We start from the raw sequence: 24,466 nt of genomic DNA, 5'->3' as shown, positions 1-24,466 counted from the left end.
TGATTCTATGGGCACCCACAAACGCAGCACAAGCGGAATTTTCAAATTGCGATATGGTTTTTTATAATGCGGAATATTGCCGCAACGCAAAACAAATCACTTTTGACATTGCAGTGCAGCATTTTCTGAGCGAACAAGACAGCTCACCAATCGGTTTCCCCAAGCGACCCGCAAGTTGATTGCCGTTACACTTGGTTTTGCGCAGTTGCACAGATGCCCACTCCTTTACCTCCGCAGAATTCCGGCGTCCGTCCGCCCATCATGCTTGCCCCCTCCCACGCTTCACAGGACCCGGCCGCCAAGTCCGAGCCGCCAACGCCTGCTGCGCCTGCGCCCATTTCCGCAAACGCGTCTGAACTGCCATCAGACGAAATCGTGCGCCCGAACATGCCTCGCCGCCTGTGGCTGACGCGCCTGGCCCGGCTGTGGTCGACCAACTGGTTCATGTTCATCCCGCTGGTGGCGATCGTCCTGTTTGCCGGCGCGATGATTTTCATCCTGTACCAGTTGCACGCCACGGAGGTACAGCAGCAGCGCGACGCGCTCTACCGCGATGCCGCCTGGGCCGAGCAGAAGGTGCGCCTGTCACTGCAAAGCAATCAGGATCAAGTGGCCGCCCTGGCGCGCGATATCGGTGCCGCGCAGCTTGATCCGAGCGCCTACCGCGATGCCGCCCGCCAGCTCCTGCGCGAGAACCCCGAGCTGGTCTTCATCAATTGGCTGGACGCCACGCGCCGCCCGCGCTGGGCGTTCCCGTCCACCTCCGAGTTCACCGCGCGCGTGCGCGAAACGCGCGACCATCCGCTTGAGCCCGAAATCCAGTCCGCCTACGACGCCGCCCGTGAGACGCAGCGCGCCGTCTATTCGCGCCCCATCCAGAACGAGCGGGGCGAGAGCTTCATGCTCATGGAAGTGCCGATCGTGCGCGACAACGAATTCCTGGGCACGGTGGGCGCCATGTATTCGGTCACGGGCATCCTCACGCAATTGCTGCCGGGCGAGCTGACGGACCGCTACCGCTTCTCGCTGGTCGACAAGAACAACGTGATCCGCGCGAGCACGTCGTTGCGGCCGGTGCCCAAGGCGGCCGCATCGTACGAGGTCCTGCTCGACCCGCCGGGGCATTCGCTGTCGTTGCGGGCCGAGGCGTATCCCGCGCCGTCCAACCTGCCCAACAACATGCTGATGTGGCTGGTGGCGGGCCTGTCGTGTTTCGTGATCTGGAGCCTGTGGAGCGTGTGGCGCCACACCAGCCGCCGTTCGGAAGCACAGCGCGCACTGCTGGCGGAAACGTCATTCCGCCGCGCCATGGAGAACTCCATGGTGATCGGCATGCGCTCGCTCGACCTCAACGGCCGCATCACCTACGTGAACCCGGCGTTCTGCCGCATGATCGGTTGGACGGAGGCTGAGCTGGTCGGCCGCATGCCGCCGTTCCCATACTGGCCGCCCAACGAGATCGGCGAGATGCAGAAGCACATCGAGCTGACTCTGCGTGGCAAGGCCCCCGCCAACGGCATGGAGCTGCGCATGATGCGCCGCGACGGCACGAGCTTCTATGCGCGGATGTACGTCTCGCCGCTGATCGACGCACGCGGCCGGCACACGGGGTGGATGAGCTCAATCACGGACATCACCGAGCCCAAGCGCGCCCGCGAAGATCTGGCCGCCGCGCACGACCGCTTCACCACGGTGCTCGAGAGCCTGGACGCGGCCGTGTCGGTGCTCTCGACCGACAAGGCCGAGCTGCTGTTCGCCAACCGCTACTACCGCCAGCTTTTCGGCTGGGAAGCGTTCGGCCATCTGCAGCTCTCGGGCAACGACGTCAACACCGAAGACGTTTCCAGCGATGCACTGGACCTTGTGGACGCCTACGCCGGCCTGCCCGCCTCCGAACTGACGCCTCACGCTGCAGATGCGCGGGAAATCTACGTGCCGTCGATGCAGAAGTGGTTTGAAGTCCGGCGCCGCTACATCCAGTGGGTGGACGGCCACCTTGCGCAGATGCAGATCGCCACCGACATCACCGTGCGCAAGGCCGCTGAAGAAATGACCCGCCAGCACGAAGAACGCCTGCAGTTCACCAGCCGACTGACGACGATGGGCGAGATGGCCTCGTCGCTGGCACACGAGCTGAACCAGCCGCTGGCTGCCATCAACAACTACTGCATGGGCGCCGTCGGCCGTCTGAAGTCCGGGCGCAGCACGCCGGAAGAGCTGATCCCGGTGCTGGAAAAGACCTCCGCCCAGGCCGTGCGTGCCGGCACCATCATCCAGCGCATCCGCGGCTTTGTGAAACGCAGTCAGCCGCAGCGGCGCGAATCCGACCTGCGCGACATCGTCGCCGACGCCGTGGGCCTGGCCGAACTGGAGGCCACCCGGCGCGGCATCACCATCCTGACCCGCCTGCCGGGCGACCTGCCCCATCTGTACGTCGATCCGGTGCTGATCGAGCAGGTGCTTGTCAATCTGCTCAAGAACGCTGCAGAAGCCATGGCCGCCCACCCGCGCCTGCGCGCCGCCAGCGTCCTGCGCCTGCACGCCAACCTGATCAACGACCCCGAAAACTCTGTGCTGATCGAGGTGATCGACCAGGGCCCGGGCGTAGACGACAGCACCAAGGAGCGGCTGTTCGAGCCGTTCTTCAGTACAAAATCCGACGGCATGGGCATGGGGCTGAATATCTGCCGCTCCATCATAGAATCCCACCTCGGCAGGCTCTGGGTAGAAAACAACGCCGATGGCATCGGCTGTACGTTTAAAATCATCCTGCCGCTGAATCCGCTGTAGATCGTTTTTAAAACATAGAACGTAGACCGAGGACTCCTCCATGAGCACAACGCCCGCCGCAGTTGCGCCGCGCAACGAAACCGTGTTCGTCGTCGATGACGATGAAGCCATGCGTGACTCGTTGACGTGGCTGCTCGAAGGCAACGGCTACACCGTCCGCACCTACCGCAGTGCCGAAGAATTCCTGGTCGACGACAAGCGTGGCGAAGGCGTCGGCTGTCTGATCCTCGACGTGCGCATGCAAGGCATGAGCGGCCCCGAGCTGCAAGATCGCCTGCTGGCCGAAAACAGCCGCATGCCGATCGTCTTCGTCACGGGCCACGGCGACGTGCCGATGGCGGTGTCGACCATGAAGAAAGGTGCGGTCGACTTCATCGAAAAACCGTTCGACGAATCCGAACTGCGCGAGCTGGTTGAACGCATGCTCAGCAAGGCCCGCAGCGAAGACTCGGTCGCCCGCGAGCAAAAAGCTGCCAAGGACCTTCTCGGCCGCCTGACCACACGCGAGCAGCAAGTGCTGGAGCGCATCGTCGCCGGCCGCCTGAACAAGCAGATCGCCGACGACCTGGGCATTTCCATCAAGACGGTGGAAGCGCACCGCGCCAACATCATGGAAAAGCTCAACGTGAACACCGTGGCAGACCTGCTGCGTCTGGCTTTGTCGCGCAACGCCTGATAGGCCGCAGGCACGACCAAGTGCTCATCTGGGCGGCTGGAAGGAAGGCGGCGATTTATAATCGTGGTTTGCCCTCTCCCTCCTCCGCCCAGCCATGACCGCCCAACTCATTGACGGCAACGCGCTTGCCAAACAACTCCGCGCCGAGGCCGCACAACGCGCCGCCGCCCTGACCGCGCGCGGCCACCAGCCCGGCCTCGCCGTGATCCTCGTCGGCGAAGACCCGGCCAGCCAGGTCTATGTGCGCAACAAGATCAAGGCGTGCGAAGACAACGGCTTCCTGTCAAGCTTCGACCGCTACCCCGCTGACCTGTCCGAAGCCGACCTGCTCGGCCGCATCGACGCGCTGAACCGCGACCCGCGCATCCACGGCATCCTGGTCCAACTGCCGCTGCCCAAGCACATCGACAGCCACAAGGTGCTCGAAGCCATCGCGCCCGAGAAGGACGTGGACGGTTTCCACGTGGCCAATGCCGGCGCCCTGATGACCGGCGCCCCGCTGTTCCGTCCGTGCACGCCGTACGGCTGCATGAAGATGCTGGAATCGATCAACTACCCGGTGCGCGGCGCCAATGCGGTGGTGGTCGGCGCCTCGAACATCGTCGGCAAGCCCATGGCGATGCTGCTGCTGCAAGCCGGTGCCACCATCACCATCTGCAACAGCAAGACGCGCGACTTGGCCGCGCACACACGTGAGGCCGACATCATCGTGGCCGCCGTGGGCCGCCGCAACATCATCACCGCCGACATGGTCAAGCCCGGCGCAGTCGTCATCGACGTGGGCATGAACCGCGACGATGCCGGCAAGCTGTGCGGCGACGTCGACTTTGCCGGTGTCAAGGAAGTCGCCGGCTACATCACGCCCGTGCCGGGTGGTGTCGGCCCGATGACGATCACGATGCTGCTGATCAACACCCTGGAAGCCGCCGAGCGCGCTGCCCAAGGAGCCGCCCTGGCGGCGTAAGCTTCACCCTGATCCAGTTGGAAACGGAAAAAGCGTCCCCACCTGTTGGATCGGACGCTTTTTTTGTCCCCCGAATTTCTCTACCGAGCCCGCCATGACCGACATTTCGCCCAAGGTTGCTACCCCGGCCAACAATCCGCTGCTCGATTTTTCTGGTCTGCCGCGCTTTGCGGACATCCGTCCCGAACACATCACGCCGGCCGTCGACGTACTGCTTGAGCGTGCCGCATCGGCGGTGGCGCAGGTCAAGGACCCCGCCACGCCTGTCAGCTGGAACACCGTCGTCACCGCATTGGAAGAGGCGACCGAGCCGTTGGGCCGCGCCTGGGGCATCGTCAGCCATCTGAGCGCCGTCGCCGACACGCCGGAACTGCGCGAAGCCCATGCCGCCAATCTGCCGCGTGTGACCGAGTTCTGGTCGGGCCTGGGTCAGGATCTGGAGCTGTTCGAGAAGTACAAGGCGATTGCCGACAGCGCCGAATACGCCACGCTGTCGCCCGCACGCAAGAAGCTGCTTGAGAACGAACTGCGCGGCTTCCGCCTTGGCGGCGCAGAACTGCCCGAAGACCAGAAGCCGCGCTTTGCGGCCATTCAGGAACAGCAGGCGCAACTGACCAAGGCTTTCAGCGACCACGTCCTGGATGCCACCAACGCCTACGCACTCATCATCAACGACGAAGCCCGCCTGGCCGGCTTGCCCGACGACGCCAAGCAGGCAGCACAGGAAGCGGCTCGCCGCGACAATCCGGGAGCGACCGGCTGGAAGTTCTCGCTGCACTTCCCGTCGTACTTTCCGGTGCTGCAATACGCAGACGATCGCGCATTGCGCCGCACGATGTACGAAGCCAACGTCACGCGTGCGTCCGAACTGGGCGCGCAGTACGGCGGCGGCAAGGCCGAGTGGGACAACACCGCCAACATGGCCGAACAGCTCACGCTGCGCACCGAAGAAGCGCACATGCTCGGCTATCGCAATTTCGGCGAGGTGTCGCTCGTGCCGAAGATGGCCGACTCGCCCGAAGACGTGCTGCGCTTTCTGGGTGAGCTGGCCGACCGCGCCCGTCCGTTCGCGGAGAAGGATTGGGAAGAGTTGCAGGCCTTCGCCAAGACCACGCTCGGCATCGACAAGCTCGAACCATGGGACATGGCCTATGCGTCGGAAAAGCTGCGCGAGGCACGTTACGCATTCTCCGAGCAGGAGGTGAAGCAGTACTTCCCGGAACCCGCCGTGCTGGATGGCCTGTTCAACGTCGTGCAGACGCTGTTCTCGGTGAAGATCCAGCCAGAGGCGGCTGAAGTATGGCACCCGGACGTACGCTTCTTCCGCGTCGAATCGGCACAGGGCGAGTTGCTGGCGCAGTTCTACATCGACCTGTACGCGCGCGAAGGCAAGCGTGGTGGCGCGTGGATGGACGACGCACGTGGCCGCAAGCTGCTGGGCGAAGCGGGCGTGCAAACCCCGGTGGCTTACCTCACCTGCAACTTCTCGGGCCCGGTTGGCAACAAGCCCGCGCTGTTCACCCACGACGAGGTCATCACCCTCTTCCACGAGTTCGGTCACGGCCTGCACCACATGCTCACGCAAGTGGATGAGCTGGGCGTGTCGGGCATCAACGGCGTGGAATGGGATGCAGTGGAGCTGCCGTCGCAGTTCATGGAGAACTTCTGCTGGGAATGGGAGGTGCTCTCGCGCATGACGCGCCACGTGAATTCCGGCGAACCTCTGCCACGCAAGCTGTACGACAGCATGCTGGCCGCGAAGAACTTCCAGAACGGCATGGCGACGCTGCGCCAGATCGTGTTCTCGACGTTCGACATGCACCTGCACACGGACTTCGATCCGAAGGGCGCGACGTCAGTGCTAGATCTGTCGCGTCAGATCAACAATCGCTTCCACGTGGTGCCGCAGGCAGAGCTGTCGCGCTGGCCGAACACGTTCAGCCACATCTTTGCGGGCGGCTATGCGGCGGGCTATTACAGCTACAAGTGGGCCGAGGTGCTGTCAGCAGATGCCTATGCGGCTTTTGAAGAGGCCAGCAAGCTGGGCGGCTCGGTGCTCGATGCGGAAACCGGCGCACGCTATCGCCGTGAAGTGCTGGCCGTTGGTGGCAGCCGCCCGGCCATCGAATCGTTTACGGCCTTCCGCGGTCGCGCACCCAGCATCGACGCACTGTTGCGCCATGGCGGCATGATGGCGGAAGCCGCGTAACGGTCTGTTATGCCAGCCATGAAAACGCCGCTTCGTGCTAACGCCGAAGCGGCGTTTTCATTCGAGCCCGCAGCGCTTGATGGCACAATATCGCACCCCTGAACGGCGCCAAACTGTGCGCCGTCGCCATTTGCAAGGACCGAGCCCTCATGCGTGTCGCAACCTGGAACGTTAACTCTTTGAAGGTCCGCCTACCGCACGTGCTGCAATGGCTGGCCGAGCGCGAAGCCGACGCAACGCCCATCGACCTGCTCTGCCTGCAGGAACTCAAGCTGCCCGACGATCGCTATCCGCTGGCCGAGCTGGACGCCGCCGGCTATTCATCGTTGTTCACAGGTCAGAAGACGTACAACGGTGTCGCCATCCTCGCGCGCAAGGCGTCGGTGCCTGAAGGCCGCGATGTGGTGAAGAACATCCCCGGTTTTGCCGACGATCAGCAGCGCATCGTGGCCGCCACGTATGACGTGGACGGTGGGCCGGTCCGCGTGATTTCTGCCTACATTCCGAACGGGCAGGCGCTCGACTCCGACAAGTTCGTCTACAAGCTGCGCTGGCTGGAAGCACTGCAGGCGTGGCTGACGAGCGAGATGGCGGCAAACCCACGGCTGATGTTGCTGGGAGATTTCAACATCGCCCCCGAAGACCGCGATGTGCACGACCCGAAAAAGTGGGAGGGCCAGAACCTGGTGTCGCCGGAAGAACGCGCGGCGTTTCGTGCGATGCAAGGCGCCGGGCTGGTCGATGCCTTCCGCATGTTCGAGCAGGAAGACAAGCTGTTCTCATGGTGGGATTACCGCATGTTCGGCTTCAAGCGCAATGCCGGCCTGCGGATCGACCACATCATGCTGTCCCCTGAGCTCGCCAAGCTGTGCGAGTCGTGCCATATCGACCGCGTGCCGCGCACGTGGGAGCAGCCCTCAGACCACACCCCCGTCGTCGCCGCCTTGCGCCGCGCATAAGGAGCGCCCCGCATGGCTTCTGCTTTCAAGCACCGCAATCTTCCGCATCTCCTGCTGCGCGCCCGTGAGACCTTCATGGCGCGCTTTCGGCCGATCCTGCGCGAGCACGGCATCACCGAGCAGCAATGGCGCGTGCTGCGTACGCTCAACGATACCGGCGACATGGAGCCCAACCAGCTCGCCGATGCATGTCTGATCCTGAGTCCGAGCCTGACGCGTATGTTGGCCGCAATGGAACAGTCCGAGATGATCGTGCGGACAAAGTCGTCGGTAGACCAGCGCCGGCAGGTGATTTCGCTCACGCCCAAGAGCCGCCAGTTCCTGGCCGATGTGGAGCCGCAAGTGGATGCGGAATACGCACGCATCGAAGCGCAGTTGGGCCGCGCACGGCTGGACGCGCTCTACGCCGCCATCGACGAATCGATCCACGTCATGGAAACGCACACGCCGATGGGGCGTTTCACTGGCGACGAGTAACGCCCATCAATACACGCTGCCGCCCGCCTGCGGCTTGGCAGCGTCCTCCCCCCTGAATGCCTGGGCCAACTGTTCGGCGCTACGCGCCAGCAGCGTGACATCCGTCCCCACCGCCACGAAGGTCGCACCGAGCGACAGGTAGTGCTTCGCCTGCGCCTGGTCGGTCGACAGAATGCCCGCCGCCTTACCGGACGCGACGATGCGTTGAATCGCGCCGTCGATCGCGTTGCGGACTTCCGGATGCCCCGGCGCGCCGAGGTGCCCCATGGATGCCGCGAGATCACCAGGGCCAATGAAGACGCCGTCGACGCCTTGCACGGCAAGAATTGCGTCGAGATGCTCCAGGCTCTCAGCAGTTTCGACCTGAATCAGCGTGCACATCTGCGCGTCGGCCTGGTGCAGGTAATCATCCACCCGGTTCCAGCGTGAAGCACGGGCCAGCGCACTGCCAACGCCGCGAATACCGTTCGGGGGATAGCGCATCGCTTCGACGGCGGCACGCGCCTCGTCGGCGTTCTGGACCATCGGCACGAGCAGGGTCTGCGCGCCGATATCGAGCAGGCGCTTGATCTCGACCGGATCGTTCCACGCGGGCCGCACAATGGGATGCGATGCATACGGCGCAACCGCCTGCAATTGCGCGAGTGTCGATTGCAGCTGATTGGGCGCATGCTCGTTGTCGATCAGCAGCCAGTCGAAGCCGGCACCGGCCACGATCTCTGCCGGGTACGGATGCGTCATTGCGAGCCACAGGCCAATCTGTGGCCGGCGTTCTGCCAACGCACGCTTGAAGTTGTTCACCGGGAGCTGCATCGCGAAGACATCCTTTGAGCGTTAGACGGTTGACGGTCAGACAAAATGGCAGGCGATGCTGCCAAGTGGACCGTAATCGCAATGAAATGTATCACCCGGCCGCGCCGGCACTGGCCGCGTGAACGATCCGCCAAGGATCACCTGGCCCGGTTCCAGCGCCCCGCCGTGCGGCGCCAGCTTGTTGGCCAGCCACACGACACCGTTGGCCGGGTGGTTCAGTACGCCGGCCGCCACGCCCGTCTCTTCGATGACGGCATTGCGTGAAAAGATCGCACTGACCCAGCGCAGGTCCACATCGCGTATACGGATGGGTCGGCCGCCCATCACGACGCCGGCATTGGCGGCGTTGTCGGCGATTGTGTCGAACACCTTGCGCGGACGCCCGCTGTCCGGATCGATCGATTGGGAACGCGCGTCGATAATCTCCAGCGCCGGTATCACGTGGTCCACCGCGTCGTACACATCGAACAGCGTCACCTCCGGCCCTTCCAGCCGCTTGCCGAGCACGAAGGCAAGCTCCACCTCCACGCGCGGCACGATGAAGCGGCTGGCGGGGATCTCACTGCCCTCGGCAAAGAACATGTCGTCAAGCAGCGCGCCGTAGTCCGGCTCGTCGATCTGTGAAGACTGCTGCATGGCGCGCGACGTCAATCCGATCTTGTGGCCCTTCAGGCGCCGCCCCTCTGCAAGCTTCATCGCGACCCATTCGCGCTGAATGGCGTAGGCGTCGTCGATGGTGATGTCGGGGTGGTCAAGCGAAACCTGGCGGATCTGCTTGCGGTCGATCTCGGCCTGGTGCAAGCGGCGCGCGATGGCCTGGATGGTCGTGGCGTCGAGCATGCGTCAAGCCTTGCGAAAACGCGCGTGGATGTTGTTGTGCTTGTAGCTGCCGCCCTCGTCGAACTCGGTCAGCTCCATCGACAGCGCCAGATAGCGGCGCGCGAAGGCTTCCGAAAAATGCGCCTTGATTGCCTCGAACAGCGCATCGCACGCGGCTTTCTTGACCTCGGGCGTACGGCCCGCTGCGATCTTGAGCGTGACGTGGACGAAGGCGTCGTCCTCCTTGCCGTCGGCCACGCGGTAGTCGGTCAGCTTGATGGCGCGCGAACGGATACCCCCGGTCGGAAACACGCCGTTCTGCGCCATCAGCGTCTCGTTTACCGTCTGCAGCAATTGCGGGATACGGGCGTCGTCGCCCAGGTTGTTGGTGTATTCGACGATCACATGCGGCATGGCGACCTCCTCAAACTCCAGTTTGACCACGCGTGGGCAACGGAAAGATCGCGTTGATCTGCCCCGTGCCAGAACTGGCGAAATACTCGGTGACGACTTCGACGCCCCGGTCATAGGCATCCCAGCCAAGCAGGCCGAGCAGCATGGCCGTGTCGTGCATGCCGCCCTCGCCTTCGCACAGCGACGCGTATTCGGGCAGCATCGCGCAGAAGGTCTTCCAGTCGCCCTGCTTCCAAAGCTCGACCACACGCAGATCAACCTGCTTGAAGAATTCGCGGCTGATCTGGTGGATGGATTCTTCGGGGCTGCCGTTATCGTTGAAGCGGTGCGAGAGCGATCCGCTGGCGAGGAACGCGACGGTGCTGTCGCTCGCCTCGATGGCTTCGAGCAGCGCGGCGCCGAAGTGGCGGCTTTCATCCAGTTTGTGCCACGCGCACCAGCCCGCGATCGACACAACCTTGAAGTGCTGGTCGCTGTTCATGTATCGCATCGGTACCAGCGTGCCGTACTCCAGCTCAAGGCTGTCGATTTCGTGCGCACGCGTGAACACACCGCGCGCCGTTGCCGTCTCTGCAATCAATCGGCCAAGCGCCGGGTTGCCCGGATACGCATACCGCATGTCCTTGATGAAATGCGGCAGCTCGTTGCTCGTGTAAACGCCTTCGAAGCGCGCGTTGCAGTTGACGTGATAGCCGGCGTTGACGAGCCAGTGCACGTCGGACACGACGATGGTGTCCACCCCCAAGTCGCGGCAACGCTGTCCGATGATGCGGTGGCCCTCGATGGCCGCCTCGCGGCAGCCATGATGCTTGCCCGGCAGCTCCGATAGGTACATCGACGGCACGTGGGTGATCTTCGCGGCCAAAGCCAGCTTGCCCATGGTGTCTCCTTCCGCCCTTGTTGTGGTGTCTCCGGCGGTGCGTCAAACGCCCCAGCGCGGAATGTGGTGGCTACCCATCGAGATACAGACGTTCTTGATCTCGGCAAACACCTCCAGACTGTACTCGCCGCCCTCGCGCCCGGTGCCGGATGCTTTGACGCCGCCAAAAGGCTGACGCAGATCGCGCACGTTCTGGCTGTTGACGAATACCATGCCGGCCTCGATACCGCGTGCCACGCGGTGCACCTTGCCAACATCCTGCGTCCAGATGTACGAGGCCAGACCGTATTCCACGTCATTGGCGAGCTTCAGGCCATCGGCTTCATCCTGGAAGGGGATCAGGCAGGCCACAGGGCCAAAGATTTCCTCCTGGGCGACTCGCATGCGGTTATCGACGTTAGCCAGCACCGTGGGCGCGACGAAGTTGCCGTTCTTCAGGTGGTCGGGCAGGTCTGCGGGCTTCTCTGCACCGCCGGCCAGAATCTTCGCGCCTTCCTGTTCGCCCAGGCGGATGTAGCTCGTGACCTTCTCCCAATGCGCGCGCGTGATCATCGAGCCAACATGGGTCTTTTCATCCGCTGGGTCGCCCACCACAAGCCGCTTGGCACGCTCGGCAAACTTGCGTACGAAATCGTCGTAGATGCTCTCTTGCACGAAGATGCGCGAGCCGGCTGTGCAGCGCTCGCCGTTGATCGAGAAGATGGTGAACAGCGACGCATCCAGCGCGCGATCCAGGTCCGCATCGTCGAAGACGAGCACGGGCGATTTGCCGCCCAGCTCCATCGAGAATTTCTTCAGGCCAGCGCGCTCCATGATGCGCTTGCCGGTGGTCGTGCCGCCGGTGAACGACACCACCCGCACATCCGGATGGCGCACCAGAGCGTCGCCGGCCGTGGCGCCATAGCCTTGCACCACGTTCAGCACGCCCGGCGGAACACCGGCTTCCAGCGCCAGGCGGCCGAGTTGATCCGCTGTCAGCGGCGACAGCTCCGACATCTTCAGCACCGCCGTATTGCCAAGCGCCAGGCACGGCGCGACCTTCCAGGTGGCTGTCATGAACGGCACGTTCCACGGCGAGATCAACGCGCAAACGCCCACCGGCTGATACAGCGTGTAGTTCAGCATCTGGTCATCGACCGGATATGTGCGGCCGTTGACCTGCGTGCACACCTCGGCGAAGAAATGGAAGTTCTCGGAAGCGCGCGGAATGAGCTGCTTGCTCGTCTGCGCGATCGGCAGACCGGTGTCCATCGTTTCCAGCGCAGCCAGGTGCGGCACGTTCTGCTCGATCAACTCGCCCAAGCGGCGCATCAGCTTGGCGCGCTGCTTGGCCGGCGTGTTGGCCCAGGCCGGGAATGCAGCCTTGGCCGCCGCTACCGCCGCGTTGATCTCCGCCTCACCGCCCGATGCGACCTCGGCTATGGCCTCGCCCGTCGCCGGATTGGTCGTGACGAAACGCTCGACGCTGTCGACCTGGCGACCGTCGATCCAATGCTTGACAGGGTCCATGTTGACGCGGCTCATGCGGGCTCCTTGTTCGGTTCTTCGGCAACGATGGTGCTCACCAGCCGGCCGATGCCTTCAATTTCGGTGATGACTTCGTCGCCGGGTTGCGTATCGGCCAAACCCTCGGGCGTGCCGGTCAGGATCATGTCGCCGGGGCTGAGCGTCATGAAGCTGGAGAACCACGCTATCAGCGCCGGAACGTCGAAAATCATGTCGCGCGTGTTGCCCTCTTGCGTGACACGGCCGTTGACGGTGGTACGCAGCGCGAGTTGCATCGGATCGGGCACATCGTCGCGGTCGACGAGCCATGGCCCGATAGGCGTGCAGGTATCGCGGCTTTTCACGCGCAGGTTCGGGCGGTAGTAGTTCTCGAGGTAATCGCGGATGGCGTAATCGTTGGCCACCGTATATCCAGCCACGTATTCATAGGCGTGCTCGCGCGGCACATTGCGCGCGGTCTTGCCGATCACCACGACCAGCTCGCATTCGTAATGCATGAACGTGACGCCAAGCGGGCGCACGGTGTGGGCGCGATGGCCAATCAGCGTATTTGGCCCTTTCAGGAACGCGAGCGGCTCCTCGGGCGCTTTGAAGGCCAATTCCTTGGCATGGTCGGCGTAGTTCAGGCCCAGCGCGAAGACCGTGCGTGGCTGGAGCGGCGGTAACCAGACGACTTCGGTTTCGTGCAAGACGCGGCCGTCGGCCAGTCTGAGGCGGGTGTCGTCGCCGGGCATGGCCGTGACGTGACGGATCGCGCCGTCATAGGCAATACGCGCGTGTTTCATCGCGAAACCTCCGATTGGCAGATCAACGTGGTCGTCAGTGTGCCAATGCGGGCGATGTCGATATCGATGCGATCCCCTGCGCGCGCCAGCGGCGGATTCTCCGGCATGCCAACGAGCAGCACATCGCCCGCTTCAAGCGTCATGAATGCCGTCACGTCGGCAAGCAGTTGTACGACGGGCCGCACCAGCGTCGATGTATTTGCGCGCTGTTTGATCTCACCGTTAATGCGCACGGTGATATCGAGCGCATCAGCATCAGGCACATCATCGCGATCGACTGTCCATGGCCCCATCGGACAAAAGCCATCGCGGCACTTGTGGCGTATCGCCGGGCGGTAGTAGCTCGCATGCGGCACGGTCAGGTCATTGACGATCGTGTAGCCGGCGATGAAATCCGCGGCGCGCAACACCGGCACGCGCGTGGCTGTACGACTGATCACCACGCCCAGGCAGGCACCGGCCCAAACGCCGTCGACGTCTGCCGGAAGCACGACATCGTGGCCATGACCAATGCGCGTGTTTGCCGGTTTGAGATAGAGGATTGGCGCCTTAGGCGGCGCTTGGTAAGGCGGCGCAGATAGCGCGTTGCCAAGCGCATCCAGTTCGTCGCGGTAGTTCAGTAACGCGCCGACGACGGTACCTTCGACCGGCGGCAGCCAACGAAACGAACTGGCACACTCCGCGGCGGATGCAAACACCGTCTCCACGACTTGACCTTCCGGCAATACCACTCTGCCTCGCAGCATGGCGTCTCCCGCCCCCATATAATTAACATGTTAATCATCTGATCGGATTGCAGCCATGTCAAGTGGGGAAACTGCGGCGCAATGAAAAAGCCGGCCACGCGGACCGGCTTTTCAGTCGGCGGACGATGTGTCCGCCATGCAGAGCATCGGGCACGCCGATGTCTACGCAGGCAATCGATCAGACTCAGATCACCGCAATATGCGCGCGCTTGACCACGATCGGTTGCGGCAAGTCATCTAATCCATGAGATCGCTGCACGCAGTCTGCAATAAGCACACGGGCGGCATCCTGGATCCGCTCTTGGCCAGCCTCGAAGGCTGCCTGAAGCGACAACACCTGATCACCTTCCAGCCCTTCCCAAAGCGCCTCGCGCGTTGCCACGCAAGTCACCTTTTCACCGTCGACCAGTGCGTCGAACAGCAGGCCTTCGTTGTTGATGTCGTACGCCTCTTTCTTTTCGAACTTGATTTCCATCGTCAAAGCCCTCCGATTGCAATGGACAACAACGCACACGCTGTTGCGTGGAAACTTTGCGGGGGGGCCGGCAAGGTTTCGTCAGACATTGTGTCTGGCTGCACAGATCATTTTAACCACAGCTTGCGATGCACGTGCGAGCGTCATTTGCAGCATCGCTGCCGGTGAATGGTGGCTTGCGGCCGCCACCCCAGGCGGCATCAGGCTTCGCGCGCCCTTCGTCGCAGCTATGCTTTTTTGTCAGGGTTGAGCACTTGCTCGTTTGAGCAAAGCGAAAGCCACATGCAAGGCGCGTGCCGGACGTGAAGCCAAACTGTGCCTGCTCATGCAACCACATGGTTTGCGACACGTTGATGTCAGCGCCGGATGCGCTGGAACCGTCGCAAAAAAAGAGCGGCGGTTGAACGCAATACATCGGCGTTGTAATAGTTGCGCGCCGACTGAGGGAAAACCACCTCAGCCGGCGATCTGAACGACAGTGTTGGCCGCGTGGCAGCCATGTCGTCAGGGAATGGACGCGCGTTATCGATCAGTGGACCGTTTCGGAAGCTGGCGCAGCGCCATGTTCCGACGTGTGCAGCAGCGAACGACGGCGCGCATAGCCGAAGTACACCAGCAAGCCGATCGCTACCCACACCACAAAGGCGATCCAGGTAACCCTTTGAAGATGGCTCATCAGGAACAGACACATGCCGATGGCCAGCAGCGGCACCACCGGCACGCCGGGGCAGCGGAAGCCGCGATGCAGGTCCGGGCGCGTACGACGCAGCACCAGCACGGCAATGGCAATCAGCGAGAACGCCGCCAGCGTGCCAATGTTGATCAGCTCCGCCAATACATTCAGCGGGACGAATGCAGCGATCACCGCGAAGACTATGCCGACCACCCAGGTATTCAGAAACGGCGTCGCATAGCGCGGATGAATGTGCGACAGACGCTTAGGCAGCAGCCCGTCGCGCGACATGGCGAAGATGATGCGTGTCTGGCCATACGCCATCACCAGGATCACGGTCGTCATGCCGATGATGGCACCGAGATCGACAAAACCCGCCACCCAGCCTTCACCGGCCATCTGCAATGCCAGCGACACGGGGTGATCCACGCCCGCAAACTTCGCGAACGGCACGATGCCCGTCATGATGGCGGCCACGAGCACGTAAAGAATCGTGCACACCGCCAGCGAACCGATGATGCCGATCGGCAAGTCGCGTTTGGGGTTGCGCACCTCTTCGGCGGCCGAGGTGACCGCATCGAAACCGATGAAAGCAAAGAACACGATGGCCGCCGCGCCGAACACGCCCTCCATGCCGAACGGCATGAACGGTTGCCAGTTGGCGGGCTGCACGTGGCGCACGCCCACGACGATGAACAGCAGCACCACCGTCACCTTGATGGCGACCATGATGTTGTTGGCGCGCGCCGACTCGCGAATGCCGAACGACAGCAGCGTCGTGATCAGCAGCATGATCACCAGCGCCGGCAGGTTGAACAGCGTCTGCACGCCCGGAATAGCGCCCGGCGCAGCGGTGAGCGCCACAGGCAGATGGAGGCCGAAACCCGACAGCAGCGATTGGAAATAGCCGGACCACCCCACTGAAACAGCGGACGTGGCCAGGCCATATTCAAGCATCAGATCCCAGCCGATGATCCAGGCGACCAGTTCGCCCATCGTGGCGTAGGCGTACGTATAGATGGAGCCCGACACGGGGATGGTCGAGGCGAATTCGGCGTAACACAGCGCGGCAAACCCGCAGGCGAGCGCGGCGAATATGAAGGACAACGTTAGCGCCGGCCCAGCTGTGAGCGCGCCGGTGCCGGTCAAAACGAAGATGCCGGTACCGATGATGGCGCCAACACCCAGAAAGGTCAGGTCGAGGGGTCCGAGGACTTTCTTCAGGCCCGTATTGCTGTGGCCCGTGCGGATCATGTGATCGACGTTTTTGGTACGAAACAAACTCATTGACTGCGTCTCCTGTCTGCGCGCTGCCGAATGTGACGGCATGCACTGTCGCGCACGTGTGATGCGCGGCGGCGGATTATGCAAAAAAGCGGGCATTCTACCCGCAGGCGACATTCCGCCCTTCTATCGCCGTAGTGCAGACAGGAAAATAGGACAATTCGTACCCAATTGCCGGGTCGATGGGCTCAATTTCACCCGGCGGCGGGGTCTTCCGCAAACAGCGGTTGCTGGCGCGCATGCGCATCCGATTCATACAGCCGCACACCCACGCCAAGCAATCTCACGGGGATGCCGCGGCGCTCAAACCCCTGCGCCAGCAGCTTGGAGAACACCGGCAAGGACACCTGCGGCGAGATGCACTCCACCGTCGTGCCACGAAAATCGGCAAAACGCAGCTTGACGTAGGTTTTGTGGATCATGTTGCCTGCGCGGGCGCGCTCGACGCGGGCGGCCAACTGCTCGACGAGGATGATCAACTCGCGCTGGCAGTCATCGAGCGTGCGCAGATCGGTGGCGTAGGTCTCTTCCACACTGACCGACTTGCGGATCTGCGAAGGTTGCACCTGCCGGTGGTCGATGCCGCGACAAAGGTCGTGAAGCCGAAAACCGAACACGCCGAAATGCTGCTGCAAGCGATCGGTGCCCCAGCCGCGTAAATCACCACAGGTTTCCGCACCCAGGCGGCGCAGCTTGGCAGCGGTCACCTTCCCCACGCCGAACAGGCGATCGACCGGCAGCTCCGCCACAAACGCGTCGATCTGCTCCGGCCGCACGACGAACAGGCCGTCAGGCTTGTTCCAGTCGCTGGCGATCTTGGCGATGAACTTGTTGGGCGCAACGCCGGCCGACACGGTAATGCCGATCTCTTCGCGCACCCGGCGGCGGATGTCTTCAGCGATGCGGGTGCCACTGCCCGCCAGCATCGGGCTGTCGGTCACGTCCAGGTATGCCTCGTCCAGCGAAAGCGGCTCCACCAGCGGCGTATAGCTGTGATAAATGGCGAAGATCTGGCGCGCAACCTGGCGGTACTTTTCCATGGATGGCGGCACGATCAGCAAGTCCGGGCAACGCTTTACGGCCTGCGCCATGGGCATGGCCGAATGGATGCCGAACTTGCGCGCCTCGTAGTTGCAGGTTGCGACTACACCGCGCCGCTCCGGTCGCCCACCGACGGCCAGCGGCTTGCCCACCAGGCGCGGGGCGTCGCGCATTTCGATGGCAGCGTAAAAACAATCGCAGTCGCAGTGGATGATCTTTCGCACGGCACAAGGCCAGAACCGGCCGCTGGAAGCCGCGTCGGTGTCGGGCTTGCTCGTTCAGGAGGAACGCAAGCGTATCAGCTTCCGCCGGCTGCGCACGCAACGCCGCGCAACAATGCATTTCGCCGATATTGCAACGCAACATCGGCGAATGAGGAGACCGGAAGAATGCGGCTTAGCGGCCGATATCGTGCGCCACGGCACCGAGTTCGTCGTTCAGCGCGTGCTGCTCATCGCCGGACAAACCGCCGCGATGCTGACTGGCCATGTCGTTGGCTTCCTGGCGGATGCGGCGCAGGCGGTCGCGCAGGCCGTCAGCGCGGTACGGATCGATGTAGCCCTGCGATTGGCGAACGTCGATACGGTGGAATTCTTCCGCGAGGCGGCCCTGGATTTGGTCAAAGCGCGCGCGCGGGTCCACCGGCGCCGCAACGGGAACCGGCTCACGCACCACCACCGTGCGCGTGGGCTGCGGTGGCGCCACGACACAACCGGCCAGGGAGGCCGCCAGCACTGCGCACAGGGTCAGACGCGGAAGAATCGACATGATTTGGCTCGTATTGTGGTTGTAGAAACGCGCAGTCGCGCGAGAACTGGCGCTATCTTACGAACCGCTTCACGCAAAGCTGTGACGATTGGTAACAGCAGATTACTTCCGCGACAGCTCCGGTGGCTCGACTGGCGGCGGCGGTTCATCGGGAGATGGCAGATCGGGCGGGATTCCCGGCGGCGAAGGCTCGTCGGGCGGGGGAACGGTATGAGCGGGCAGCACGCAATTGACGGACATGGTTTCCCTCCGGGCAAAACGCATTGACAATCTAGTATGCGATTCCCATGCCAACAAGTCACTCCGCCCAACCCATGCACGACCTGCCCACCGCCCGCTTTCAGGATCGCACGCTCATCCGCATCGGTGACACGCGCGCCGATGGCTCCATGCTGCTGCTCGCACCGGAAGCCGGCGGTCGGCTGGTGCGCTGGCGCCATCGCGGTGAAGACATCCTCTTCTGGCCCGAAACAGCCGACTGGTCGAATCCGGCCAAAGTGCGCGGCGGCAATCCGCTGCTATTTCCCTTCATCGGCCGGCATTTTGTAGATGGCGAAGTCGGCCGCTGGCGCGACGCGCGCGGACAACTTCACGCGCTACCGCAACACGGCTTTGCTCGCGACATGCCGTTCGAGGTGGAAGACGCAAGCGACGCACACATCGTCATGCTGCTGCGTGACAGCCCTCAAACGCGCCAAGGCTATCCGTTCGCCTTCGAATTTCGCGTGACGTACCGGCTGATTGACGACGGGTTGGAGGCGACCTTCTCCGTGAAGCATCTGGACGAAGGCGACGCGCATGCGCCGATGCCCTTTTACGCGGGCCATCATTTCTACCTGGCGCTACCGCACGCGCTGCGTGGCGCAACCGAGCTGTCGATGCCGCCGGCGCGGCTGTCGCGCCAACTGCCCGATGGCAGTCTGGACAGACCCGAGCCAGGGCGCAGGACCTACCAGCTCGACGACCCGGCGCTCCAAGATCGCTATCACCTGCTCGATGACGCCGGCGCGGCCACGCTCGTCATCCCGCCGCATGCAGAAGCACCGCTCGGCCGGCGCATTCGTTTCGAGGTCGACGGCGCACCGGTGCCCTGGCACGCCATCACCACGTGGACGGAAAACGCCACGTCGGACTTCTACTGCGTCGAACCTTGGATGGGCCTGCCGAATGCGATCCACCACGGCGAAGGCTTGCACCTGCTCTCCCCCGGCGGGACCCGACAGGCAACCTGCCGCCTGCGGATCGCTCGGTAGCGGACGTGGTCAGGCCTTCTCGTAGGCCTGCACCGCATCCATCACGCGCGCCGAGTAAACCAACGCGGCCCCGGCATTGAGCGAAATCGCCACGCTCAGCGCGTCGGCAATCTCCTCATGCGTTGCACCATGCTTGACCGCCTCGGCGGTGTGCACGGTGATACAGCCATCGCAACGCGCGGTCACCGCCACGGCCAGCGCGATCAGTTCGCGGGTCTTCGCGTCCAGGCTGCCCGTCGTGGCCGCCGACAGCGTCTTGTAGCCCTTGACCGTATCCGGCGTGATCCGACCGATCTCGCCAATGCGACCCAGCAATTCCTTCCGATACTCGACCCAGTTCAGCATGATGTGCTCCGGTGGTGTGGCGCTGGCCCGATGCCGCGCCGTTGGGAAGAGTATTGCCTTGACGTGCGATCCGTTGAATACTTGATAAACGCAATTTCTATCGAAATCGTCTCAATGGATGCGCTCAGCCAATTCATTCAACTCACCCGGCCGCAGGCCAGCCTCGATTTGCGCTGCCTGTTCCAAGGGCCCTTCTCGATCCCGCATGATCCGGAGCCGAATGGGCAAGTGCTGTTCCACCTGGTGCTGTCGGGCAGTTGCCTGGTCGACGCTGGCGGCGGCACGCTCACGCTGCGCGAAGGCGATTTCATCCTGTTCCCGCGTGGCGCGGCACACACCATTCACGACCTCAGCGCTGCCGACGCACCCACCCGGAAACCCCGCAACTCGCATGACGGCATGCTGCCGCTTCGCCAAACCGGCCGGGGTGCCGCCGACGTCGACCTGCTTTGCGGCCGCTTCGTTCACGAGCACGGCTCGACCACGTTGCTGGTGCGTACGCTGCCTGATCCGCTGCACGTGTCATTGAGTGATAGCGCGTCGTATCCGGCACTGCAGGCGCTCATCGCACTGATGCGCGACGAAGCCGAAACCCGCGCGCCCGGCGCGCTGGCGATCGTTACCTCGTTGAGCCAAGCGTTGCTGACAATGGCACTGCGCGTGTATGGCCAGCAGGAAAACGCGAGCCCCGGCACGCTGACGCTGCTGTCAGACGCGCGCCTCGGACCATCCGTACAAGCCATGCTCAGCGCGCCAGAGCGTGCGTGGACCATCGACACCCTCGCCGATCTGGCAGCCATGTCGCGCGCCACCTACGCGCGGCACTTCAAGGCGCGCGCCGACATGACGGTGTGGGACTTTCTCACGCGCGTGCGCATGACGCTCGCGTGCGACGCGTTGGTCCATACGCGGCTCAGTGCAGGAGAAATCGGGGCGCGCGTCGGCTATCAATCCGAGGCGGCATTCGGCAAGGCGTTCAAGCAGCAACTGGGAATGACGCCGGCGCGGTATCGGCGCGCGCCGGGTTGATCATCCGCCAACGTCCCCGCCATCGCTAGCGCTTGGGCTTGCGATGCGTGCGCGTTTTCGTGGTGCTTTGCGACAGGCTAGGCTCGCGTGCGGGCCGCGTTCCCGTGGCCACCCATTCGCCGTAGAAATCGATCTTGCCGTCGATCAGCGCAAGCGAGCGCGTCCACTCCGCGATCATCCGCGTCACCTGCGCGCGATGTGCCACCAGCAACGCATGTCGAGCTTTCAAGGTACTACGGCCCTCGCACACCAGCGCCGTGTATTCGCGCATCTGCGCGACGGACATCCCTGTGTTGCGCAGGCGCTCCATCAACTCGAGCCAGTTGACATGCTGCTCGGTGTAAATACGTCGGCCCGTTGCATCGCGCGCAACGCCAGGAATCAACCCCTGCGCCTCGTACCAGCGGATCGTATAAATGCTGCGGCCCGTGCGCTCAGCCAAGGCACCGATCAGCAACCGAGCCGAATCGCGCTCAGCCATGGAACTCGGTGGAGACAGCTGCCGGATGGCCAAGCGCCCGGTTGACGAGATCGGTGTCGAAGTATTCGATCAGTTCGCGCATCTTGCCCTCCTGAATGTGGATGACGAAGCAGTACTGATTGTTATAGGCAACGCCATCGCGCGTCGTGTTGCGACCTTGCGCCTCTACGACCACGGTATCGCCATCGGCAATAAAGCGATTGGCAACCGTCGTGATGCGACCGAGCTTCGCGCGCAGCGGCGCGAACAGCTCATCCAGCACCGTCTGCTTACCGGCATAGCGACGAGACCACTGCGTCGTACCGGTGCAAACCCAGCAGAAATCATCCGTCATGAGATCAACGAATGGCTTGGCGTTGCTCACAGCCAGTTCGGCAAAAGCGGCCTGCAAGATCTGCTTGTTCTCGAGCGCGTTCATGGGAGCCTCCTAGTGTGAATGCTCCGATTACAGGTGCTAGAGCGCACTCTAGCGCAAGGACTTTCTTTGCCGCAGCCATACGGAACACGACCACACGGCAAGTGCTCGAACTGTGAGCGAACTACTAGTCATCGGCGCCACGCCTCTGTTATACTTTCAAGCTTCGGGGCGTAGCGCAGCCTGGTAGCGTACCTGCATGGGGTGCAGGTGGTCGGAGGTTCAAATCCTCTCGCCCCGACCAAACAAAAGCCAGTGTAATCAAGCGATTACACTGGCTTTTCTATTTCCCCGCGCCGCGCGGTGGGGGCCGAATATTTGACAGTGTCCAATATTCGAGCGCCCTGACCCGTCAACCCTTGCCGCACCTTCACTATTCCACGCCCGTCTCGCGCCCGTGCGGCTCGTACGAGTAGCTTCTTTTCAGCGGCGCACGTTCGCATTCAACCAGCACGACAAAAACACCATCGAGCCACGCGCGGCGCTCGATGACTCCGAACGCGTCCCTGAAACTTGCCGTCAAACCAAGCGTGCTGCGGCTAGTAGGGGCGCCCCCCTCTGTGCCGCCTAAGGGCGCACCGCGAGGAAGGGGTATATTGATCTATGATCCAAGTGCCCCCTCACCCGCCATGTGCGCAAAGTTAGCTCGCCTCGACCCCTAGTCGCGCTGGACTGCTCTTCGAGTGCCAAGATGATTCCAATCCATGGCGCAAGCCGACCATCGGAACCCAACAACCGCTGCTCCGGATGCAGTTCCGATGACGGCACCTCTATCGAGATGGCGTTCGCATTTCAGCCGATCGTTGATCTGAGCACGGGCGACGCCTACGCACACGAAGCGCTGGTACGTGGACTGAACGGCGAGCCTGCTGCATCGGTGCTGGCGCAAGTGGACGAAGCAAACCGCTACCGGTTTGACCAGCGGTGCCGCACCACTGCTATCGAGCAGGCAGCGGCGATTGGCATGGACACCTTCCTGTCCATCAATTTCATGCCCAATGCGGTGTATCAGCCTGCCGCGTGTATCCGTACAACGTTTGATGCGGCCGAAAAATTCGGCTTTCCGATCAACCGGATCATTTTCGAAACCATCGAGGGCGAAGACATCATCAACCGCCCCCACCTTCTGGAGATCTTCCGGGCGTACCAGTCGTTCGGCTTCCAAACCGCGATTGACGATTTCGGTGCGGGCCACTCCGGGCTCACCCTACTCGCCGATTTCCAGCCCGACCTGGTGAAACTGGATATGGCACTTATCCGAGGAATCGATTCAGATGTGGTGCGCCAACGCATTGTGTGCGGCGTGCTCCGCATCTGCAGCGACCTCGGGATTCGCGTCATCGCCGAAGGTGTCGAGACCGCACCGGAACGCGACTTCCTCTCTGCCGCGGGTGTCACGCTGATGCAAGGCTACCTGTTCGCCAAGCCAGCGTTCAAAGTAATGCCAGTGATATCAAACGCTGGCTGACTGGACGGGGCAAAAAATAAAGGCGGTCCGGAGAGAAGTGGACCGCCTTGAAGGCTGTGGGGAGAGCGAGCTCTCAAGGCAAATGTATCAGCATCAATGCCGAATGTATTAAGTTAGATACATTTTTTTGTGTACAAACGTGGCGTACAGACGACGGTAAGAGGGACACGCAGCTCTGGATGGCGCATAGCTCACGTCTGCATTGTCTACATTGACGCCTAGCACCCGGCCTACGATACTGTATATCCATACAGTATTTGCGCCATGCCCTACCCCCTACGCATCCAATACCCCGCGCTCAGCACCGAGCAACTGACGGCCATCGGCGACCGCTATGGCCACGACCCCGTCGTGCGGCGGCTGGTCATGGAAGTGCAGGCCCTGCGCAACCTCGTCTTCCGCGTGCACCAGGTCGCTCAGGCCGCAGGCCCCGGCGGACGAACAGACGCGTTTGGCATTGCCGTCGCAGCGCTGCACGAAGAGCTCGCGGCGGAGACATGGTTCCACGAGGACGTTGCGCGCAATGAGGCATACCGCGCGTCCCTCGCCGCCGAGCCCTCCCCGCATGACCGCCGAGCCATGCGCAACGCTCGCAAATGGTGACGGTGCACCCATGGCGAAATACATCCGCGAGCGCTTTCCCGCGCTCACCCTGGCCGAGCTTCACAAGCTGGCCGAAGAACACCGCGACAACGAAACCGTGATGCGGCTCCTCTGGGAGATCCGCGCGCTCCACAACGTCGGCTACCACGCCTGGCGCGTAGAAGCGGAAGAGTATTTTGTCTACCCCGACAACCCGCTCGGCGCCGCGCTTTTAGCCTTGCGGGCGGTGCTGCGACAAGAGAGCTGGCTGTCAGAGATGATCGACAAGGTCAGAGGCAAGCGCGGCCCTAGCGACGGTTGGTAAGCCGCCATGCGGCGTATCCCGATGCCTGGGGTGCACGATGTCGAACGATTGGCAGACGCCTTTCGACGCCTGCTTTTTCCGAAGCCCGCGCTCCTCGACTCAGCAGAGCGTGGGTTCGAGCTGCTATCCAGCGTTATTTCGACGCCGTCAGCGCAGTGAAGCTCGTGATCAGGTTGCGGTAATCGGGAATGTGGTTCGAAAAAAGCGAGCCCAAACCTTCGATATCGTTGCGCCAATCACGATGCAGTTCGCATGCAACGCCGAACCACGTCATCAGTTGCGCACCGGC

The 24,466-nt window shown here is 62.8% G+C and carries 25 protein-coding genes, 1 tRNA gene and 1 pseudogene; 12 read left to right on the top strand and 15 right to left on the bottom strand.

Features of this window, described 5'->3' with window-relative positions; genetic code table 11:
• Positions 1-261 precede the first annotated feature (261 nt).
• From ACTJK4_RS16110 to hpaR, 6 genes are all read left to right on the top strand, one after another.
• Entirely contained in the window at positions 262-2,790 is a 2,529-nt protein-coding gene (locus ACTJK4_RS16110; protein ID WP_232042948.1) for a PAS domain S-box protein, read from the top strand.
• A gap of 40 nt (positions 2,791-2,830) precedes the next feature.
• Positions 2,831-3,466: a response regulator transcription factor gene (locus ACTJK4_RS16105; RefSeq protein ID WP_024975528.1), complete on the top strand. Its 636-nt coding sequence runs from the start codon at positions 2,831-2,833 to the stop codon at positions 3,464-3,466.
• Between the two features lie 94 nt (positions 3,467-3,560).
• Positions 3,561-4,430 carry a bifunctional methylenetetrahydrofolate dehydrogenase/methenyltetrahydrofolate cyclohydrolase FolD gene (folD, locus tag ACTJK4_RS16100; protein ID WP_260802373.1) on the top strand — a complete coding sequence of 290 codons (870 nt, stop codon included), beginning with the start codon at positions 3,561-3,563 and terminating at the stop codon, positions 4,428-4,430.
• Positions 4,431-4,524: 94 nt separating this feature from the next.
• Positions 4,525-6,639, top strand: a complete 2,115-nt coding sequence (locus ACTJK4_RS16095; RefSeq protein ID WP_440818383.1) for a M3 family metallopeptidase — start codon at positions 4,525-4,527, stop codon at positions 6,637-6,639.
• Between the two features lie 149 nt (positions 6,640-6,788).
• Positions 6,789-7,598, top strand: coding sequence for an exodeoxyribonuclease III (xth, locus tag ACTJK4_RS16090; protein WP_260802371.1), 810 nt, complete (start codon positions 6,789-6,791; stop codon positions 7,596-7,598).
• Between the two features lie 12 nt (positions 7,599-7,610).
• Positions 7,611-8,075 carry a homoprotocatechuate degradation operon regulator HpaR gene (hpaR, locus tag ACTJK4_RS16085; RefSeq protein WP_147214547.1) on the top strand — a complete coding sequence of 155 codons (465 nt, stop codon included), beginning with the start codon at positions 7,611-7,613 and terminating at the stop codon, positions 8,073-8,075.
• 6 nt (positions 8,076-8,081) lie between these two features.
• Here hpaR and hpaI read toward each other — a convergent pair whose 3' ends face one another.
• The 11 genes from hpaI to ACTJK4_RS16030 all read right to left on the bottom strand — a co-directional run bounded on the left by hpaI (position 8,082) and on the right by ACTJK4_RS16030 (position 18,279).
• A complete protein-coding gene (hpaI, locus tag ACTJK4_RS16080; protein ID WP_440818382.1) occupies positions 8,082-8,888 on the bottom strand; it encodes a 4-hydroxy-2-oxoheptanedioate aldolase in 807 nt (268 codons plus the stop codon).
• A 36-nt stretch (positions 8,889-8,924) separates the two neighbouring features.
• Positions 8,925-9,728, bottom strand: a complete 804-nt coding sequence (hpaH, locus tag ACTJK4_RS16075) for a 2-oxo-hept-4-ene-1,7-dioate hydratase (RefSeq protein WP_440818381.1) — start codon at positions 9,726-9,728, stop codon at positions 8,925-8,927.
• A gap of 3 nt (positions 9,729-9,731) precedes the next feature.
• A complete protein-coding gene (locus ACTJK4_RS16070; RefSeq protein WP_440818380.1) occupies positions 9,732-10,121 on the bottom strand; it encodes a 5-carboxymethyl-2-hydroxymuconate Delta-isomerase in 390 nt (129 codons plus the stop codon).
• A 10-nt stretch (positions 10,122-10,131) separates the two neighbouring features.
• On the bottom strand, positions 10,132-11,001 hold the full coding sequence (gene hpaD / locus ACTJK4_RS16065) for a 3,4-dihydroxyphenylacetate 2,3-dioxygenase (RefSeq protein WP_440818379.1): 870 nt from the start codon (positions 10,999-11,001) through the stop codon (positions 10,132-10,134).
• A 42-nt stretch (positions 11,002-11,043) separates the two neighbouring features.
• Positions 11,044-12,525 carry a 5-carboxymethyl-2-hydroxymuconate semialdehyde dehydrogenase gene (hpaE, locus tag ACTJK4_RS16060; RefSeq protein ID WP_440818378.1) on the bottom strand — a complete coding sequence of 494 codons (1,482 nt, stop codon included), beginning with the start codon at positions 12,523-12,525 and terminating at the stop codon, positions 11,044-11,046.
• Complete coding sequence (locus ACTJK4_RS16055; protein WP_440818377.1) at positions 12,522-13,292, bottom strand: fumarylacetoacetate hydrolase family protein; 771 nt, start codon at positions 13,290-13,292, stop codon at positions 12,522-12,524. The genes hpaE and ACTJK4_RS16055 overlap by 4 nt, the downstream gene beginning before the upstream one ends.
• The gene (locus tag ACTJK4_RS16050; RefSeq protein ID WP_440818376.1) at positions 13,289-14,038 is read right to left on the bottom strand and encodes a fumarylacetoacetate hydrolase family protein; all 750 of its coding nucleotides are present in this window, start codon (positions 14,036-14,038) and stop codon (positions 13,289-13,291) included. The genes ACTJK4_RS16055 and ACTJK4_RS16050 overlap by 4 nt, the downstream gene beginning before the upstream one ends.
• A 184-nt stretch (positions 14,039-14,222) precedes the next feature.
• Positions 14,223-14,513 carry a DUF1488 family protein gene (locus ACTJK4_RS16045; protein ID WP_024975517.1) on the bottom strand — a complete coding sequence of 97 codons (291 nt, stop codon included), beginning with the start codon at positions 14,511-14,513 and terminating at the stop codon, positions 14,223-14,225.
• 529 nt (positions 14,514-15,042) lie between these two features.
• Complete coding sequence (locus tag ACTJK4_RS16040; protein ID WP_440818375.1) at positions 15,043-16,473, bottom strand: amino acid permease; 1,431 nt, start codon at positions 16,471-16,473, stop codon at positions 15,043-15,045.
• A gap of 191 nt (positions 16,474-16,664) precedes the next feature.
• Complete coding sequence (gene dinB / locus ACTJK4_RS16035; RefSeq protein WP_440818374.1) at positions 16,665-17,735, bottom strand: DNA polymerase IV; 1,071 nt, start codon at positions 17,733-17,735, stop codon at positions 16,665-16,667.
• Positions 17,736-17,907: 172 nt separating this feature from the next.
• Positions 17,908-18,279, bottom strand: a complete 372-nt coding sequence (locus tag ACTJK4_RS16030) for a hypothetical protein (protein ID WP_232042959.1) — start codon at positions 18,277-18,279, stop codon at positions 17,908-17,910.
• Positions 18,280-18,593: 314 nt separating this feature from the next.
• Here ACTJK4_RS16030 and ACTJK4_RS16025 point away from each other — a divergent pair, with 314 nt between their 5' ends.
• Complete coding sequence (locus ACTJK4_RS16025; RefSeq protein ID WP_440818566.1) at positions 18,594-19,532, top strand: aldose epimerase family protein; 939 nt, start codon at positions 18,594-18,596, stop codon at positions 19,530-19,532.
• Between the two features lie 9 nt (positions 19,533-19,541).
• Here ACTJK4_RS16025 and ACTJK4_RS16020 read toward each other — a convergent pair whose 3' ends face one another.
• On the bottom strand, positions 19,542-19,877 hold the full coding sequence (locus tag ACTJK4_RS16020) for a carboxymuconolactone decarboxylase family protein (protein WP_232042960.1): 336 nt from the start codon (positions 19,875-19,877) through the stop codon (positions 19,542-19,544).
• A 114-nt stretch (positions 19,878-19,991) separates the two neighbouring features.
• Between ACTJK4_RS16020 and ACTJK4_RS16015 the strand changes: the two genes are divergently transcribed.
• Positions 19,992-20,906 (top strand): cupin domain-containing protein, encoded by a 915-nt coding sequence (locus ACTJK4_RS16015; protein ID WP_440818373.1) that lies wholly within the window; start codon positions 19,992-19,994, stop codon positions 20,904-20,906.
• A gap of 25 nt (positions 20,907-20,931) precedes the next feature.
• On the opposite strand, the gene ACTJK4_RS16010 is transcribed toward ACTJK4_RS16015, so the two are convergent.
• Entirely contained in the window at positions 20,932-21,387 is a 456-nt protein-coding gene (locus tag ACTJK4_RS16010) for a MerR family transcriptional regulator (RefSeq protein ID WP_440818372.1), read from the bottom strand.
• Complete coding sequence (locus tag ACTJK4_RS16005) at positions 21,380-21,805, bottom strand: nuclear transport factor 2 family protein (RefSeq protein ID WP_440818370.1); 426 nt, start codon at positions 21,803-21,805, stop codon at positions 21,380-21,382. Before ACTJK4_RS16005 ends, ACTJK4_RS16010 begins: the two co-directional genes overlap by 8 nt.
• Positions 21,806-21,969: 164 nt before the next feature.
• On the opposite strand from ACTJK4_RS16005, the gene ACTJK4_RS16000 reads away from it, so the two are divergent.
• The 4 genes from ACTJK4_RS16000 to ACTJK4_RS15985 all read left to right on the top strand — a co-directional run bounded on the left by ACTJK4_RS16000 (position 21,970) and on the right by ACTJK4_RS15985 (position 24,177).
• Positions 21,970-22,046 (top strand) — tRNA-Pro (locus ACTJK4_RS16000).
• A 447-nt stretch (positions 22,047-22,493) separates the two neighbouring features.
• Positions 22,494-23,270, top strand: coding sequence for an EAL domain-containing protein (locus ACTJK4_RS15995; protein ID WP_440818369.1), 777 nt, complete (start codon positions 22,494-22,496; stop codon positions 23,268-23,270).
• Positions 23,271-23,534: 264 nt separating this feature from the next.
• Positions 23,535-23,873, top strand: a complete 339-nt coding sequence (locus ACTJK4_RS15990) for a hypothetical protein (RefSeq protein WP_440818367.1) — start codon at positions 23,535-23,537, stop codon at positions 23,871-23,873.
• A 10-nt stretch (positions 23,874-23,883) separates the two neighbouring features.
• Positions 23,884-24,177, top strand: coding sequence for a hypothetical protein (locus tag ACTJK4_RS15985; RefSeq protein WP_343618963.1), 294 nt, complete (start codon positions 23,884-23,886; stop codon positions 24,175-24,177).
• Positions 24,178-24,310: 133 nt separating this feature from the next.
• On the opposite strand, the pseudogene ACTJK4_RS15980 reads toward ACTJK4_RS15985, so the two are convergent.
• Positions 24,311-24,466, bottom strand: a pseudogene (locus ACTJK4_RS15980) (hydrolase); the annotation flags it as partial.

Origin of the sequence: Ralstonia sp. 22111, from assembly GCF_052045895.1 — a bacterium.
Classification (GTDB): domain Bacteria; phylum Pseudomonadota; class Gammaproteobacteria; order Burkholderiales; family Burkholderiaceae; genus Ralstonia; species Ralstonia wenshanensis.
This window is presented reverse-complemented; position numbering and strand designations above follow the sequence as displayed.

What these genes read in the sequence shown, in the direction of transcription:
- ACTJK4_RS16110 (WP_232042948.1), top strand. Translation starts at nt 262, where the DNA reads ATGCTTGCCCCCTCCCACGCTTCACAGGACCCGGCCGCCAAGTCCGAG.
- ACTJK4_RS16105 (WP_024975528.1), top strand. Translation starts at nt 2,831, where the DNA reads ATGAGCACAACGCCCGCCGCAGTTGCGCCGCGCAACGAAACCGTGTTC.
- folD (WP_260802373.1), top strand. Translation starts at nt 3,561, where the DNA reads ATGACCGCCCAACTCATTGACGGCAACGCGCTTGCCAAACAACTCCGC.
- ACTJK4_RS16095 (WP_440818383.1), top strand. Translation starts at nt 4,525, where the DNA reads ATGACCGACATTTCGCCCAAGGTTGCTACCCCGGCCAACAATCCGCTG.
- xth (WP_260802371.1), top strand. Translation starts at nt 6,789, where the DNA reads ATGCGTGTCGCAACCTGGAACGTTAACTCTTTGAAGGTCCGCCTACCG.
- hpaR (WP_147214547.1), top strand. Translation starts at nt 7,611, where the DNA reads ATGGCTTCTGCTTTCAAGCACCGCAATCTTCCGCATCTCCTGCTGCGC.
- hpaI (WP_440818382.1), bottom strand. Translation starts at nt 8,888, where the DNA reads ATGCAGCTCCCGGTGAACAACTTCAAGCGTGCGTTGGCAGAACGCCGG.
- hpaH (WP_440818381.1), bottom strand. Translation starts at nt 9,728, where the DNA reads ATGCTCGACGCCACGACCATCCAGGCCATCGCGCGCCGCTTGCACCAG.
- ACTJK4_RS16070 (WP_440818380.1), bottom strand. Translation starts at nt 10,121, where the DNA reads ATGCCGCATGTGATCGTCGAATACACCAACAACCTGGGCGACGACGCC.
- hpaD (WP_440818379.1), bottom strand. Translation starts at nt 11,001, where the DNA reads ATGGGCAAGCTGGCTTTGGCCGCGAAGATCACCCACGTGCCGTCGATG.
- hpaE (WP_440818378.1), bottom strand. Translation starts at nt 12,525, where the DNA reads ATGAGCCGCGTCAACATGGACCCTGTCAAGCATTGGATCGACGGTCGC.
- ACTJK4_RS16055 (WP_440818377.1), bottom strand. Translation starts at nt 13,292, where the DNA reads ATGAAACACGCGCGTATTGCCTATGACGGCGCGATCCGTCACGTCACG.
- ACTJK4_RS16050 (WP_440818376.1), bottom strand. Translation starts at nt 14,038, where the DNA reads ATGCTGCGAGGCAGAGTGGTATTGCCGGAAGGTCAAGTCGTGGAGACG.
- ACTJK4_RS16045 (WP_024975517.1), bottom strand. Translation starts at nt 14,513, where the DNA reads ATGGAAATCAAGTTCGAAAAGAAAGAGGCGTACGACATCAACAACGAA.
- ACTJK4_RS16040 (WP_440818375.1), bottom strand. Translation starts at nt 16,473, where the DNA reads ATGAGTTTGTTTCGTACCAAAAACGTCGATCACATGATCCGCACGGGC.
- ACTJK4_RS16030 (WP_232042959.1), bottom strand. Translation starts at nt 18,279, where the DNA reads ATGTCGATTCTTCCGCGTCTGACCCTGTGCGCAGTGCTGGCGGCCTCC.
- ACTJK4_RS16025 (WP_440818566.1), top strand. Translation starts at nt 18,594, where the DNA reads ATGCACGACCTGCCCACCGCCCGCTTTCAGGATCGCACGCTCATCCGC.
- ACTJK4_RS16020 (WP_232042960.1), bottom strand. Translation starts at nt 19,877, where the DNA reads ATGCTGAACTGGGTCGAGTATCGGAAGGAATTGCTGGGTCGCATTGGC.
- ACTJK4_RS16015 (WP_440818373.1), top strand. Translation starts at nt 19,992, where the DNA reads ATGGATGCGCTCAGCCAATTCATTCAACTCACCCGGCCGCAGGCCAGC.
- ACTJK4_RS16010 (WP_440818372.1), bottom strand. Translation starts at nt 21,387, where the DNA reads ATGGCTGAGCGCGATTCGGCTCGGTTGCTGATCGGTGCCTTGGCTGAG.
- ACTJK4_RS16005 (WP_440818370.1), bottom strand. Translation starts at nt 21,805, where the DNA reads ATGAACGCGCTCGAGAACAAGCAGATCTTGCAGGCCGCTTTTGCCGAA.
- ACTJK4_RS15995 (WP_440818369.1), top strand. Translation starts at nt 22,494, where the DNA reads ATGATTCCAATCCATGGCGCAAGCCGACCATCGGAACCCAACAACCGC.
- ACTJK4_RS15990 (WP_440818367.1), top strand. Translation starts at nt 23,535, where the DNA reads ATGCCCTACCCCCTACGCATCCAATACCCCGCGCTCAGCACCGAGCAA.
- ACTJK4_RS15985 (WP_343618963.1), top strand. Translation starts at nt 23,884, where the DNA reads ATGGCGAAATACATCCGCGAGCGCTTTCCCGCGCTCACCCTGGCCGAG.